The sequence below is a fragment of the Chryseobacterium sp. GW821-FHT04C04 genome (genome assembly GCF_059420365.1).
On record NZ_JBWKTO010000003.1, the window covers coordinates 711,487 to 727,326 of the forward strand.

12 protein-coding genes and 1 pseudogene are annotated in these 15,840 nt (G+C 37.1%); all 13 read right to left on the minus strand.

The genetic code is table 11. The features are described from left to right. Positions 1 to 90: 90 nt before the first annotated feature. The 13 genes and pseudogenes from ftsZ to AC07UM_RS13195 all read right to left on the minus strand — a co-directional run bounded on the left by ftsZ (position 91) and on the right by AC07UM_RS13195 (position 15,777). On the minus strand, positions 91 to 2,004 hold the full coding sequence (gene ftsZ / locus AC07UM_RS13135) for a cell division protein FtsZ (RefSeq protein WP_494683108.1): 1,914 nt from the start codon (positions 2,002 to 2,004) through the stop codon (positions 91 to 93). Positions 2,005 to 2,123: 119 nt separating this feature from the next. Continuing rightward, the gene (ftsA, locus tag AC07UM_RS13140; RefSeq protein ID WP_494683107.1) at positions 2,124 to 3,509 is read right to left on the minus strand and encodes a cell division protein FtsA; all 1,386 of its coding nucleotides are present in this window, start codon (positions 3,507 to 3,509) and stop codon (positions 2,124 to 2,126) included. A 78-nt stretch (positions 3,510 to 3,587) separates the two neighbouring features. Beyond that, the gene (locus tag AC07UM_RS13145; RefSeq protein WP_494683106.1) at positions 3,588 to 4,559 is read right to left on the minus strand and encodes a cell division protein FtsQ/DivIB; all 972 of its coding nucleotides are present in this window, start codon (positions 4,557 to 4,559) and stop codon (positions 3,588 to 3,590) included. Positions 4,560 to 4,572: 13 nt separating this feature from the next. Then, a complete protein-coding gene (locus AC07UM_RS13150; RefSeq protein WP_494683105.1) occupies positions 4,573 to 4,884 on the minus strand; it encodes a hypothetical protein in 312 nt (103 codons plus the stop codon). A gap of 6 nt (positions 4,885 to 4,890) precedes the next feature. Further along, the gene (gene murC / locus AC07UM_RS13155) at positions 4,891 to 6,246 is read right to left on the minus strand and encodes a UDP-N-acetylmuramate--L-alanine ligase (protein WP_494683104.1); all 1,356 of its coding nucleotides are present in this window, start codon (positions 6,244 to 6,246) and stop codon (positions 4,891 to 4,893) included. Positions 6,247 to 6,396: 150 nt separating this feature from the next. After that, positions 6,397 to 7,497 (minus strand): undecaprenyldiphospho-muramoylpentapeptide beta-N-acetylglucosaminyltransferase, encoded by a 1,101-nt coding sequence (gene murG, locus AC07UM_RS13160; RefSeq protein ID WP_494683103.1) that lies wholly within the window; start codon positions 7,495 to 7,497, stop codon positions 6,397 to 6,399. A gap of 1 nt (position 7,498) precedes the next feature. Further along, entirely contained in the window at positions 7,499 to 8,737 is a 1,239-nt protein-coding gene (locus tag AC07UM_RS13165; RefSeq protein WP_124533111.1) for an FtsW/RodA/SpoVE family cell cycle protein, read from the minus strand. A gap of 64 nt (positions 8,738 to 8,801) precedes the next feature. Then, the gene (gene murD, locus AC07UM_RS13170; protein WP_494683102.1) at positions 8,802 to 10,127 is read right to left on the minus strand and encodes a UDP-N-acetylmuramoyl-L-alanine--D-glutamate ligase; all 1,326 of its coding nucleotides are present in this window, start codon (positions 10,125 to 10,127) and stop codon (positions 8,802 to 8,804) included. An 83-nt stretch (positions 10,128 to 10,210) separates the two neighbouring features. Continuing rightward, positions 10,211 to 11,452, minus strand: coding sequence for a phospho-N-acetylmuramoyl-pentapeptide-transferase (mraY, locus tag AC07UM_RS13175; protein ID WP_494683101.1), 1,242 nt, complete (start codon positions 11,450 to 11,452; stop codon positions 10,211 to 10,213). Positions 11,453 to 11,496: 44 nt separating this feature from the next. Continuing rightward, positions 11,497 to 11,874 (minus strand): annotated as a pseudogene (locus tag AC07UM_RS13180) (four helix bundle protein). A 41-nt stretch (positions 11,875 to 11,915) separates the two neighbouring features. Next, complete coding sequence (locus AC07UM_RS13185) at positions 11,916 to 13,376, minus strand: UDP-N-acetylmuramoyl-L-alanyl-D-glutamate--2,6-diaminopimelate ligase (RefSeq protein WP_494683100.1); 1,461 nt, start codon at positions 13,374 to 13,376, stop codon at positions 11,916 to 11,918. A 60-nt stretch (positions 13,377 to 13,436) separates the two neighbouring features. Then, a complete protein-coding gene (locus tag AC07UM_RS13190; protein ID WP_494683099.1) occupies positions 13,437 to 15,428 on the minus strand; it encodes a penicillin-binding transpeptidase domain-containing protein in 1,992 nt (663 codons plus the stop codon). Then, positions 15,412 to 15,777, minus strand: coding sequence for an FtsL-like putative cell division protein (locus tag AC07UM_RS13195; RefSeq protein ID WP_103232134.1), 366 nt, complete (start codon positions 15,775 to 15,777; stop codon positions 15,412 to 15,414). The genes AC07UM_RS13190 and AC07UM_RS13195 overlap by 17 nt, the downstream gene beginning before the upstream one ends. Positions 15,778 to 15,840: the final 63 nt, after the last annotated feature.

Consider the following 15,840-nt stretch of genomic DNA (forward strand, 5'->3'; position numbering starts at 1 on the left):
AAAAATGAGACAATTTGAAAATGTAATTATCTTAGAATCGAGAATGTATAATTTTCAAATTCTCAAATTGCCACATTTTAAAATTATATTTTAGTCTACGTCTTTATTTAAAAATCTGTTTTCTCTGATCTGCATAGATCCATTGTTGTCAGATAGATACGTGTTGATATTCTGGTCTGAAGCATTGGTTCCGTCGATCGAAATATTTTTTCTTTTGAAAGCAGGAATAGATTCAAACTCACTATTGCTGTCAAAATTCTGGTAGCGTGAATTGAATTCTTTTAATTTATTTCTTCTTTCAACCACTCTGTCCTGATCCATCGTTTTATTCACAAACGTGAATTCCGATTCTTCAGTTTGAGGGGCTTGGATTTCTGTTTTATTTTCAAAAGCTGATCTTGTTTCTGCCTTTGGTTCCTCCTGTTTCTGGTAGAACGTTTCAATCTTTTGGGCAGGTTCAGCTACTGCAGCATTCGAAGGGGTGTTAAATTCTGCTTTTGGCTGTCCGAAATCCGTATTAGGCTCGTTTCTGACAGGCTCATTAACAAAGAAGCTGAATTCAACAGATTTTTCCTCTGAAAAAGAGTTGCTGAATGTACTTCCGGACTGCGGCTCATCTTTTTTATTTTCAAAATCAAATGAGAAAGACTGGATCTCAAGATCGTTCGGATCTTCATTTTCTTCATCAATAGACAACAAGCTATATTCCTGATCGCCTTCTTCATTTCTCCAGTGTTGTTCAGGGGTATTGACTGTGTTTTCCTCTTTATCAAAGAATCTTACATCAGTTTTGATTTCTTCCTCCTCAATAATCATTTTTTTTTCAATAGATGTCACCTTGAACTGTGGAGTATTGTGGTCTTCATCATCTAATCTGAAATGATTGCTTCTGTTGGTGTCATATGCTGTCTCAGGAGCAGATTCTCTTTCCTCCCTTGTTTTGAAAGGAGAATTTTTTGGAGCCTCGAAACTGTCGTTAAGACTGATTCTGATTTTCTCAGTAGGGCCTGCAAATTTTTTGTTCTCATTAGAGAATCCTGTTGCAATAACAAGAACGCTTACCGCATCTCCCAATTCTTCATCAGCACCCACCCCGAAGATGATATCTGCGGTATTTCCTGCTTCTTTCTGAATATGATCCATAATGATACCGATCTCATCCATGGTTACTTCTTCTGCACCACTTCTGATCAACAATAGAACATTCTTAGCTCCTGTAATCTTATTGTCATTCAATAATGGGGAGTCAAGAGCTTTTCTTACTGCTTCTTCAGCTTTATTCTCTCCTGAAGCTGTTCCTGTAGACATAAGAGCCGTTCCGGAGTTCTGAAGTACAGATTTAGCATCTCTAAAGTCAATGTTTACATCAAAATAACCCGTAATCACCTCTGCCATTCCTTTGGCAGCGTTGGCTAAGACTTCATCAGCTTTGGAGAATCCCTGTTTGAATCCAAGATTTCCAAACTGTTGTCTTAATTTATCATTGTTGATAACAATTAATGAATCAACATTATTTTTTAATTTTTCAAGACCATTTTCAGCCTGGTCCAGTCTTCTTTTCCCTTCAAAACTGAAAGGAACAGTGACAATACCCACTGTTAAGATACCCATGTCTTTTGCTACTTTCGCAATGACAGGGGCTGCTCCGGTACCGGTACCACCACCCATTCCGGCAGTGATAAACACCATTTTGGTGTTTTGGCCCATAGCAGCTTTGATATCTTCAATACTTTCGATCGCTGATTTTTCTCCCACTTCAGGGTCAGCACCAGCACCAAGACCTTCTGTGATGGTTGTTCCTAACTGAACTTTATTAGCAACGGGGTTATTATCTAAAGTTTGAGCATCCGTATTACAGATCACGAAATCTACTCCGTGGATTCCTTTTTCGTACATGTGCTTCAGAGCGTTGTTTCCACCGCCCCCTACACCGATTACTTTTATGATGGATGAATTTCCTTTTGGCAAATCAAATGAAAATCCTTGTGTACCTATATTTTCCATAACTATACTTTTAATAATTGATAACTGATAAATGATAATTGATGAATGATATTCGTTTTAAGTTAATAAATATTAATTTATTTTACGTATAATTCATCAAAATCTTTTATCATTTATGTTTATTCTACTTCTTCAAAGAATTTTTTTACTTTTTCCATAAGCGACTGTCCGAAGGTCAGTTTCGCTTTTCTGTTTTCTTGCTTTTCTCTCTCAAAAGACTGTTGCTCCTGAACAGGTGTTGCCTGCTGAGCTGGTTGAACAGTTTCTGTCTGTGCCACAGTGACTTCCGGCTTTGGTTGTTCAGTGACAATTTCTACCTCCTCATCAATATTCTGTCTTTTGTCTCTGATCTTTAAACTCTCCATCAGTAATCCGATAGACGTAGCAAATTCAGGACCTTTCAGATATTGATTTTTATCGTTGGCGATATATTCATTCGCAAAACCGATTCTGCTGTCAAAACCTGTAGTATAATTGGCCAGCTGACGAAGGTGTTTCAAGTTTGAACCCCCACCAGTAAGAACAATTCCGGCAATCAGTTTTTTCTTTTGTTCAAAAGCTCCGTACGCTTTCAGCTCTGTATTGACCATTTCCAAAACTTCTTCTACTCTCGCATTGATAATCTGTGCCAGAGTTTTTAAAGAAATTTCTTTATCCGGTCTTCCATGAAGCCCCGGAATGGTTACAAAAGTACTGTCTTTTTCTAATTCGGGAACAGCCGAACCAAACTTTACTTTCAGCTGTTCTGCATGTTTCTCTATAATGGAACAGCCTTCTTTGATATCTTCGGTAATAATTCCGCCTCCGTAGGGAATAACACAGGTATGACGGATGATATTATCTTTAAATATGGCAATATCTGTTGTACCACCACCAATGTCCACAATGGCTACACCGGCTTCTTTTTCTTCCTTTGTAAGAACAGCTTCTGAAGAGGCTAGCGGTTCCAACGTAAGGGCTTCCATTTCTAGTCCTGCTTCACGAACGCATCTTGCAATGTTTCTGATGCTGCCCATTTGGCCTACTACGACATGGAAGTTTGCTTCTAAACGTTTTCCGTGCATCCCAACGGGTTCCTGAATTTCACCCTCGGAATCCACTTTATATTCTTGAGGAAGTACATGGATAATTTCTTCTCCAGGAAGCATGACCAGCTTTTTTACCTGATCTTTTAATGCTTCGATGTCATCGTCTGTAATAAATTTATCAGGATGTTCACGCATAATATAATCGGAGTGCTGCAGAGAACGAATGTGTTTTCCTGCAATACCTACCGTAACTTTGCGGATAGGAACTCCAGCACTGGATTGTGCTTCGGATACTGCAGCCTTGATTGAATTAATGGTTTGTGAAATATTATTCACAATACCTTTATGAACACCAAGACTTTTAGCTTTTCCTACACCGAGAACTTCTATTTTCCCGTGTGCATTCCTTCTTCCGACAATCGCGACTATCTTTGTTGTCCCGATGTCCAGACCTACTGAATACTCTTGATTTTCCATTTTTATATCGATTTGATTTTTTCTACTTTTTTCCTTTAAGGAGAATCTCCTATTTGTGTATTAAATGTGCTGAATGACTTATTCTATTTTTATTTTTGCCTTTGGCTTTGGTTTGGACAGGGCCTTAGCGGTTGATTTTTTCTCTGTTTTTTTCGTCTCTTTTGTATGTGTTTTTGTATTCTCTTTCGGTTTTGCCGGTGTAGAGCTTGTTTTTTTTGTTTCTGCTGCTTTTGGCTTGATCTCTGTTTTCTTGCCAGAAGTTGTAGAAGAAGGTACTTTTGCCAGTTCCATTTTTCCAGCCTTCAAAATACTGTCGTTTTCCTTAAAATAGGGGTTTAAAGTAGTGACAATCTGGTTCTGATATTTTACAGAAACCATGCTGTACTTCTGAGAATCCTGGTATACCAGATATTTTTCTACGAAAGTTTTAAATCCTTTTACTTTAAAATCAATATTATCCAGATCTCCGATCTCTACTCTGTAATTTCCTTCACTTGTCAGAAGATTATAGCTGTCTTTATATTTTGAAATCCCAATGAAGTATTTCTTGCTAAAATCATCTTTGTCTATCTTTTCAACCAGTTCTGCCAGTTTTTCATATTCATCCGGCTGTACATTGCCGGTTACCAGCATACAAGGATGCGAATAGGTCCTTGAAATTGGGAATTCAATTCCTTTTTCATCCACATAAAAGTCTTTCCCATCTTTGTTAAGTCTGAAAACCGGGACTCTCTGTTTGATATCCAGATTCAGCTTCCCGTTCAGATTCAGGTAGACATTGGCACTGTCAACGGCTGGAAGAGAATTAATCTTTTTTTCTAAAGAAGGGATATTAAGATCTCCAACGTTTCCTGATGGGTTTTCTTTTTTTACAATCTCCCTGATATCCTTTTCATCAACAAAATAAACCGGAGTTTTCTCACTCATTTTTACAGAAATCTTATTGTCCGTAATCTGTTGGTGGCTGAATCTCTTCAACGAGAAACTCAGTAACAATCCAAGGATGATTACAGTGACAGCAATTTTTAATATTCTGTATTTATTTTTCATATTTTTCTTTAAACTAAATGTTTTTTAGACTTGATTTTACACTAACAAAATCTTCAGCTAAAAAATCTTCATAAAGAGATATTATTTCCTCTATATTTTTAAATTTTCTTTTATAATGAAACTCGCTTTCATCTTCAAAAATGCCTATAATTTCAAGATTTTTATTCATCTCCAAAACATTTTCGTCATTTACAATAATGCTTACCCAAAATGCTCCATGTTCATCATCCATTTTGAGAGTTTCATGAATGGCAGTTTTAATATCATTTATCTTTACATTATCGATACTATCTCCCCATGCTTTTTGCAAGTAATTTTCAGACATTATTTATTAATTTTCTATCCATTCACAAATAGGGTCGTACAGAGTATCAATATTTCCTGCGCCTACTGTAAGGAGGATATCAAAATCTTTTTCTTTTATTTTTTCAAAAGCATCGGATAATGTCGATACTTCTTTTTTATCTAATGTTACTTTGTCCAGCAGCCAGCTTGAGGTAATCCCTTCAAAGTTCTCCTGAAGTTCTCTTGCAGGGTAAATATCAAGCAGAATAAGTTCATCAGCTTTGCTTAAACTCTCTGCAAACCCGTCTGCGAAATCTCTTGTTCTGCTGAAAAGGTGGGGCTGGAAGACTACCAGTAGTTTTTTATCAGGGTAAAACGTTCTGATGGAGCCTATTACAGCATTGGTTTCTGTAGGATGATGGGCATAGTCATCAATATAAATTTTACCGTTCGGATAAATATGTTTGGTATATCTTCTTTTAATTCCTTTAAAGTTGGCAATTGCTTTTTTCAGCGTATCAAAATCTGCGCCTAAATTATGCAGAATAGCCAGGGCTACAGTAGCATTTTCCACATTATGGATTCCCGGAATTTCCCATACAAAATCCTTTATCGTTTCCGTTGGCGTATGGAAATCAAAATAGATTTTATCATGATCCATTCGCAGATTGTCTGAATAATAGTCTGCAGGCTCATTCACCGCATAGGTTTGATGTCCTCTGCCAATTTCTACTCCTTTTCTTACAAAGAGCTGCTTGTCTTGAGGGACCAAAGCAGCAAACTGTCTGAATCCTTCTTCAATATGGCTCTTATCTCCATAAATATCCAGATGGTCAGCATCCGTAGAAGTTACTACAGCCCAATCCGGGGATAGGCTTAGGAAGCTTCTGTCATATTCATCAGCTTCCACTACAGAATAAGTAGAACCGTTGTACAGGAAGTTGGATTTAAAGTTTTCAGAAATACCTCCCAAAAAGCATGAGAAGGGAAGATCTGCTTCTTTGCATAAATGAGCCACAAGGGTAGACGTTGTTGTCTTTCCATGGGTTCCTGCAATGGCGATGCAGTCTGTATTTTCTGTAATTAATCCTAAAACCTTAGCTCGTTTCAACACTTCAAACTGATTTTGGTTGAAATAATCTAAAATTCCAAGGGTTTTGATGGCTGGAGTATAGATCACCAATGTATCTTCTTTCTGAAGGGAAGTGATCCTTTCGTCAATATGATCTTCAAAAACAATATCAATCCCTTCGTTCATCAGATTCTGAGTCAATTTTGTATTGGTTTTGTCGTACCCCAATACTTTTTTCCCGGATGCATTGAAATAGCGTGCCAATGCACTCATTCCGATACCTCCGATTCCAACGAAGTAAAAAGTCTGATATGTTTGTAAATTATTCATTTATATTTTAATCTTTAATGACTCTTGAACAAATTCAGAGTTGTATTACCAATATTTTATATTATAAAGCCTTCATCAACTAATATTCATTACTCGTTAATGAATTAAACTTTAACCGTGTCAGGCTGAGCTTGTCGAAGCCTGACCTAATTATTGTATCACTTTAAAAATCTCGTCTACAATCTCTTTTGCGGCATTAGGCTTGGCAAAATATTTCAGATTGTCGGACATTTCTTTTCTTACCCTTTCATTTTCGCAGATCTCTGATAATGTATTCCAGAACTTTTCCTGCATTTCAGAGTCTTTTACCATTTTCGCTGCATTTTTTTCAACCAGATTCATGGCATTTTTGGTTTGGTGGTCTTCCGCTGCAAAAGGGAAAGGAACCAAAAGGACCGGTTTTTGTGCTACAGCCAGCTCTGAAATGGCAATGGCTCCGGCTCTTGAAACGATGATATCCGCTGCAGAATATGCCAGCTCCATGTCTTTGATAAATTCTAAGATCTGAATATTTCTGGTATCTATATCTTTTGTTTCGTCTAAAATATCTTTATAATCAAGCTTTCCTGTCTGCCAGATCAGCTGATAGTCTTTGTCTACTATTTCTTTTAAATGAGATTTCCAGGCATTGTTCAATGTTCTGGATCCTAAAGAACCTCCAACAGACAATATCGTAAGTTTATCTTTATTCAGCCCCATTTTCTCCTTTGCCTGAGCGGTGTCCTGCATTCCTGAAATAATGGTTGAACGAATCGGATTTCCCAGGAATTTTATTTTTTCTGCCGGAAAGCCTTCTACTTTTGGATAGGCGGTGAAAACAGCTTTTGCTTTCTTGCTTAAAATTTTATTGGTTACTCCCGCATGAGCATTCTGTTCCTGTATGAAAATTGGGATTCCCATTTTGCTTGCTTCATAAAGAGCCGGTCCGCTGGCAAATCCTCCTGTTCCTACTGCAAAATCCGGTGCGAAGTTTTTGATAACCCTTTTAGATTTTGATAAACTCTTCAAAATTTTGAAAGGCAGTCCCAAATTGGACAAAAGGTTTCCTCTGTCGATTCCGGCGATATCAATTCCCTCTATTGTATAGCCTGCCTGAGGAACTTTTTCCATTTCCATTTTTCCGTTGGCACCAATGAACAAAAATTCTGCATCAGGAAATCTTTTTTTGATTTCATCAGCAATGGCGATGGCAGGGAAGATATGTCCTCCTGTTCCTCCACCTGATAATAATATTTTCAATTTTTTGTTCATGTTAAGCGATATCGTTTATTTCTGCTACACTTTGTTTTTTGCCCATTCCTTCTTCATCATAAATCTGTATTCTTGAGCTTATATTTAAAATAATACCTAATTGTAAATAGGTTACCAGCATTGAGGTTCCTCCATAACTTATCAAAGGCAGCGGCTGTCCTGTTACCGGGATCAGGTTCACTGCAACAGCTATGTTTACTGAAAGCTGAATAAAGATCATTACCCCGAGACTGAGCACGAGTAAGGATCCAAAAAACGCAGGCATTTTACTGGCGATCATTACGATCCGTATCATCATAATCAGGTATAAACAGATCAGAAAGGCAGCGCCTATCACGCCATATTCTTCTACAATCACAGCGAAGATAAAGTCGGAAGCAGACTGTGGAAGCATTTGCTTCAATGCACTTTTTCCGGGTCCCATTCCGGTGATCCCTCCATGTACAATGGCTGCCTTAGCCTGCATTACCTGATAGTTTTTTGCTTTTATACTTTCATCATCTACATCAGCTGATTTTGCTTTGCTTGAGGTAAATGTTTCTACACGGCTCATCCATGTGTGAACACGGTTTCCGCCGATCATGTTTGTATTCAGGGCTATTAATAAAAATAATACAATGGCTATAAATGAGGCAGAAATAAATCCTGCAATGTATTTCCAGTGAAGCTGCCCTATGATCAGAACGATCACAGAAACCATTAAAATCATTAATGCTGTAGAACCGTTATCTTTTGCTACCAATACGAAAACAAGGAGGATAGGCCCGAAAATATACATGATATTCTCTATCGGAAGTCTTTCTCTTGTTATCTTTTTGGTTAAATATCTGCACAGATAAATAATTAACATTAAAAAGGCAAACGATGAAGGCTGGAATGAAATCGGGGTTCCCGGAATTTTCAGCCATCTGGAAGCACTGGCCCCATCAATGGTCTGCCCGGTAAACATGGTAACGATCAGTAAAACAACCATCAGACCGAGCAAGATGCTGCTCAGCTTTCCGATGTATTCATATTTTACGGTTCCTGCCAGTCTCATAATTCCTAATCCTAAGACTACAAAGAACATATGTTTGATAACGTGACCTGTTGTGGTCCCGTTATTGACAATGTATTCGAGATTTGAACTTGCAGAGTATACAGGGAAAATAGAGAAAATGGAGATCACAAGGATGACCATCCAAAGTACTTTATCGCCCTTTAGAAATTCAAATCTGCTTTCTGTGTTCTGTTCGTCCATAATTTTGTATTGATGTATGATGTACAAAGTAAAATGTACTTTCTACATCTGACATTTTACATTTTTACTTTAATACCTGTTCTTTAAACTGGCGTCCTCTGTCTTCATAGCTTTTGAACAAGTCAAAGCTTGCACAGCACGGAGATAATAAAACAGTATCGCCTTTTTTGGCCAGTGATTTTGAAATTTTCACGGCTTCTTCCATGCTTGAAGTATCATAAATGAATTCTTTTTTGTCTTTAAAGAACTCAATGATCTTTTTATTATCAACTCCCAGGCAAACAATTGCCTTTACTTTTCTTTTGACTAAATCTTCAATTTCAGTGTAGTCATTTCCTTTATCTAATCCACCAACAATCCATACGGTTGGTGTTTTCATACTTTCCAGAGCATAGTAAGTAGCATTCACATTGGTTGCTTTGCTGTCATTGATGTATTTTACCTGATCAATTTCAGTTACAAACTCTAATCTGTGCTCCACTGCCTGGAATGTCATCAATGAATGTCTGATGCTTTCATTGTTGATTTTTAATATTTTACCGGCAATGGATGCTGCCAAGCTGTTGGCTACATTGTGATTTCCCAATAAAGACAACTCGTCAACCTTCATTGCGAATTCGTCTTTCATTTTTACCACAATTTCATCTTCATTAATGAAACCTCCTTCCGGTAACTTCTCTTTTATTGAGAAAGGAATCATTTTAGCCTTTATTTCAAGCTTTTCAAGAAGATTTTTGCTCATTTCATCATCTTTGTTGTAGATGAAGAAATTATCATTTTCCTGATTTTCAGTGATTCTGAATTTTGCCAAGGCATATTCTTCATAGTTGTAGTTGTACTGATCCAGGTGATCCTGAGACAGATTCAACAATAAAGAGATATACGGTCTGAAATTCTGAATATCATCCAACTGGAAAGAGCTTACTTCCAGGACATAATATTCATGGTTTTCATCTGCAACCTGCTTGGCAAAGCTATATCCGATATTTCCACCCAAACCTACATTCAATCCGTCATTTTTCAGGATATAATAGATCAGGGAAGTGGTTGTTGTTTTTCCGTTGCTTCCGGTAATGGCGATGATCTTTGCGTCTGTAAATTCAGAAGCAAATTCAATTTCAGAGGAAAGTCTGATTCCTTTTTCATGAATTTTATAAATGATCTCCGCTTTTTTCGGAATTCCAGGGCTTTTTACGATCCAGTCAGCATTTAAAATCCTTTCTTCATCGTGGTTTCCTTCTTCAAATTCAATTTCATTATCGGTAAGAAACTGCTTATAGTTATCCTTAATGGCTCCTTTATCTGAAAGAAATACTTCCAGACCTTTCTTTTTAGCCAAATAAGCAGCGCCGCATCCGCTTTCTCCACCTCCTAAAACAACTATTTTCATATTATTTTGATTTAATGATTAAAAGATTTAATGATTAAAAAAATTCTTCAATGTTTCAATCTTTTAATTTTTAAATTGGTTTTTTATCTCATTTTTAATGTGATCAGACATACAATAGCCAGTATTACTCCAATGATGATCATTCTGTTCACGATTTTACTTTCGTGAAATCCTTCTTTCTGATAGTGATGGTGTAATGGTGACATTTTGAATAGTCTATTGTTTTGGGCATATTCCAACCCATATTTTCTTTTTCTGTATTTGAAAACAATGACCTGTAACATGACAGACACATTTTCAATCAGGAAGATTCCGCATAATACAGGAATCAACAATTCTTTTCTTAAAATAATGGCTAGTACAGCAATCACTCCTCCCAGCATTAAACTTCCGGTATCTCCCATAAAAACCTGGGCAGGATACGTGTTGTACCAGAAAAATCCGATCACGGCACCTACCATTGCCACCGCAAAAATGGTGGTTTCTCCCATATTCGGAAGGAACATGATATTCAGATAATCTGCAAAGATGATGTTCCCGGAAAGGTAAGCGAAGAGAGCCAGCGAGAGCAGTATGATGGCACTGGTTCCTGCTGCGAGACCATCGATTCCGTCTGTAATATTGGCTCCGTTTGAAACCGCTGTTACAATGAAGATCACAATAGGAATAAAGACAATCCATGCCCATTCATGAGCATCTTTATCATTCATCCAAAACAATATACCACTATAATCGAATTCATTATTCTTTGCAAAAGGAACAGTAGAAACAGTAATTTTCTCTGTAGGCATAAAGTTCTGCTCTACGTTGTTTCTGTTGACCACTTTAGCATCTGCATATTTTCTTTTAACGGTGATGTCCGGGTGGAAATACATTGTAATTCCGACAATTAGCCCTAATCCGACCTGTCCTACAATTTTGAATTTACCACTTAGACCGTCTTTATTTTTTTTGATTTTCTTTAAGTAATCATCAAGGAAACCAATGGCACCCATCCAGAACATTGAAACCAGCAACAGAACAATATATACATTGGTAATTCTTGTAAACAACAATACGGGAATGATGGTTGCCAAAATAATGATAAGTCCTCCCATGGTAGGAGTTCCTTCTTTCTGTTTTTGACCATCCAAACCAAGATCACGTACCAATTCTCCCATTTGTTTTGTTCTCAGATAATTGATTACTCTTTTTCCGTAGACAAGAGCAATAATAAGTGAGAATAAGACAGACATTCCGGCACGGAAGGAGATGTATTTCAACAGTCCTAATCCGGGAACGTGAATTCCATGGTTGGTTAGATATTCGTATAGATAGTATAGCATGTTTCTGTTTTTTTATTATTTAAAAATTTAATTTATTTAAAGATTTAAAGATTGGGTTTATCAATATTTTCACTTAAATATTTAATAAAGTTTGATATGTTTGAAGAAACCTCTCTTGAAAGGGTGATGATTTCTCCAGCTTTATTTTCGTCACCTAATTTTAATCTTTTACTTACAATCAGCATACTTCTTACTTCTGCACAGCTGCCTTTTGCAATTTTTAAATATCTAATAAATTGTCTGTTATTATTATGTTCTCAGCCTTCCGCAATATTGTTGCTAATTGAAAAGCTCGCTCTTTTTATTTGGTTGTTAAATTCAAATTCTTTTTCAAAGCTTTGATTTTGAAGAAACTCATACATTTTCTGAATAAGATCTAAACTTTTGATATATACCGGGAAATTTTCAAAATTCTTCGTCATTATCAAATTTTTAAATCATTAAATGAGTTTAATCTTTCAATTTATTTGGACATTAATTTCCAAAGCTCATTAATTACTTCTTTGTCATCAAAATGATGTTTTACACCATTGATCTCCTGATAGGTTTCGTGGCCTTTTCCGGCAACCAAAACGATATCTTTAGGTTCTGAAAACTTTATGGCCATTTTTATGGCTTCTCTTCTGTCCGGAATTGAAGTGTATTTGCTGAAGTTTTGGGGTTCAACGCCTGCTTCAATTTCTTTAATAATCTGTGCCGGATCTTCTGTTCTCGGGTTGTCTGAAGTGATGATTGCCAATGTTGATTTTTTAGAGGCAATATTCCCCATTTCAGGTCTTTTGGAATGGTCTCTGTCTCCTCCGCAGCCAAACACGGTGATTAATCTTTCGTTTTTGGTTCTGATATCGTTGATGCTGTCCAGAATGTTTTCCAATGCATCCGGAGTATGCGCATAATCTACGATAAAGAAAATTCCACCATCGGATTTGAAGGTTTCAAATCTTCCGGAAACTCTTTTTAATTTGCTGATCGCCTGAAGAATTTCATCCTGCTCAAAACCAAGTTCTTCAGCAATTCCGAATACAAGCAGCAAATTGTATACATTGAATTTCCCGGTAAGTGTCGTCCAGAATTCTTTTCCGTTGAAGTTCAACAGCATTCCGTTGAAATCTACTTCCAATAATTTTCCGTGATAATCTGCCATGGTTTTCAAAGCATAAGACTTCTTTTTGGCCTTAGTGTTCTGAAGCATGACATTTCCATTCTTGTCATCCAAATTAGTGATGGCAATGGCTGTATCTTCTAATTGATCGAAGAATCTTTTCTTTGTTTTTAAATATTCTTCAAACGTTTTATGATAATCTAAATGATCATGAGTAAGATTGGTGAAACCTGCTATTTTGAAGTGTAATCCTTCAATTCTATTCTGAGCAATTCCGTGTGAGCTTACTTCCATGAAGGCAAATTCACATCCTTTTTCTACCGCTTCAGCTAAAATCCTGTTGATTGTAATTACATCAGGGGTGGTGTGTGTAGCCGGGATAATTTCTTCACCAATTCTGATTTCAACAGTGGAAAGTAAAGCAGAATCATATCCTAAGTTTTTGAATACATCAAAAAGTAGGGTAGAAACAGATGTTTTCCCATTGGTTCCTGTAACGCCAATAAGTTTTAGTTTCTGAGAAGGGTTTCCATAGAAGTTGGAAGCAAGATGCCCCAAAGCTTTAGAAGAATCTTTTACTTTGACATAAGTAACATTTTCTGCCAATGTTTCAGGAAATTCTTCGCAAACGATTGCTGCAGCTCCTTTTTCAATAGCAGATACGATAAATGAGTGACCATCCACCACTGTTCCTCTCATGGCAACATACAGAGCATTTTCTGTAACCTTTCTGCTGTCAATCACCAACTCAGTCACCTCACGGTTGTTATCACCGTGGATTTCCAATACTGGGATTCTGTTTACTAATTCTGTTATAATCATCTTTATCAATAGAGCTTTACTCTATTTTGGTTTATATCACTCTTTTGGAGTTCTGTTTCTTTAATTTTGCAGAGACAAATAAATTCTCTGATTCTTACTGATCGTTGTGCCTTCCAGCGGGAATTGTTCTTTGATTCTTCCCACCCCTTTATAGTCGACACGGTATCCTAAGTTTTCCAATTGCGGGATTACATTTTTACCGATTAATCCTACTACATTGGGCATTTGTTTATCATTCACTGCTACTTTTACATTAGGCTCAACCATTTTGCTCAGGTTTACCTTTTTGTCTACGAGCATTTCTTTTTCAATATTCTGAGGGGTCTTCAGGAATGTTTTTCCTGCAATTTCCTTAAACACCGGTGCTGAAACGGGTCCACCATAAAATCCTATAGAGGTATTGGGCTCGCTTATCATTACATAACAGGTGTATTTGGGTGCGTCTGCCGGATAAAATCCTGCAAATGATGCTCTGTATTTCATAGGACCGGGAAGCCAATATTCAAATCGGGCGGTTCCGGTTTTTCCTGCCATTTTAAGATTCGGGGTAAAGATGCTTCGTCCCGTTCCTTTTTCTACTGCTTTGGTTAAGGCGTTGGTCATCATTTTAATCGCTTTTTCAGAAGCCATTTTGTTGACCATTACTTCAGGCTTGGCATTGTACATCACCTTACCGTCTTTCATGATTTTATCGATGAATAAAGGCTTAAGCATTTTCCCTCCATTAGCAACACCATTGTAGAATGTTGTTAATTGCAGCAGGTTGATATTAGAAGAGTATCCGTAAGAAATAGAGGCTAGTGTTGCAGCATTCCATCTCTTGTTTTGTGGCGTAACGATCTTTGGTTTTGTAATTCCTGGAAGTTCAATATCCATTTTGTCGAATAACTTCCAACGTTTCAGGTGGTCAAGGAAAATCTGTGGCTTTTCTGCGTAATACTTTGTGATCAGCTTTGAAGTTCCTACATTGCTGGACTTCGCCAATACATCACTGATATCGTAAGTTCCTCCTCCGTGGCCATCAGAGATTCTCTGTTTTGCATATACCCAGACTCCGTTTCCTACGTTTACTGTTGTATTTTCATCAATAAATCCGTCATCCATTGCTGCTAAAAGCGAAATGGTTTTAAAAGTGGATCCGGGTTCAATATTATCTTTCAGTGCGTAGTTATAAGAGTCTTCATAATCTCCTGATTCTGTTCTTCTTAAATTGACAAGGGCACGTACTTTTCCGGTTTCAACCTCCATCACAATTACGGTACCATGTTTTGCTTCAAAATGGATCAACTGCTTCTCCAGAGCGGAGTGTGCAATATCTTGAATTCTAAGGTCTAAGGTCGTGTAGACGTCTTCTCCATCTACAGGTTCCTGAACTTTCCAGAAGTCGATGGGTTTCCATTGTGAAGAGTTGATTCTCTGCTCCAGTCTTTTGCCGTCCGTTCCTGTCAGATATTTTGAGAAAGCTCCTTCCAATCCGGATCTAAGTTCTCCGTTATCCATACCAATGGTTCCGGCTCCGATTTCTGACGTGGCCAATTCTCTTTTATAGTTTCTGTCAACGATAAATCCTCCTTTATTTTTACCTCTTTTGAAGATTGGGAATTTTCTGATTCTGTCGTATTGGTCAAAATCAAGACCTTTTACCAAAGTGTAGTATTGGTTTTTCTTTTTCTTCTGCTCGTCAAATTTCTGTCTGAATTCTCCTCTGGATTTTCCGAACATTTTGCTCAGAGAATCAGTCAGAGCACCAATGTTGTTGGTGTACACCGTATCTTTCATCGTTTTGAAGTCAAGATAGATGTCATACCGCATCACCGTTGTCGCGAGAATAGAACCGTCGGAAGCAAAAAGATTACCGCGGGCAGCCTTTAAAGTGGCTTCACGATAATTTTTATTAATGTAATCATCTTTAATTTCCTGGACATTAGTATTCTGAAGGATAACAATCCTTGCCAAGAACATTACAAACACGCACAAAGCTACCACTGCAAAGAGGTAGCCCCATCGTAACGTTTTCTTACGCTTATTGTCATATTCATTTTGCTTTTGCATCTGTACTATCCAGTTTTATTAGCAATTTGTGAGGGTGGTTTTCCAGGGTCATCAATGAATCCCGGGCGACTTCTTTCCCCAGCTCTGATTCCATTTTCACTTTGATCAGCTTACTCTGGGCGTAAGCGTTTCTCGATTTATATTCTTCTGTTTCTTCCTTTAAGGCGTTTACAATTTTAATTTTCTTATTGACGAGATGATTCGTATAAATCATGGACATCATCAGTATAAACAACAAGAGAAAATACCTGTAATGTATTTTGATCTCATCACGATTCAGAAAGTTTCCTTTTATAATATCTATAAAAGTGAGTCTTTTCTGGGGGCGATTTGTTGTTCTTTTTGCCAAAACTTTTTTATAATTGATTAATGATAAAAGATAATTGATATCGCTTATCACTTATGATTTATC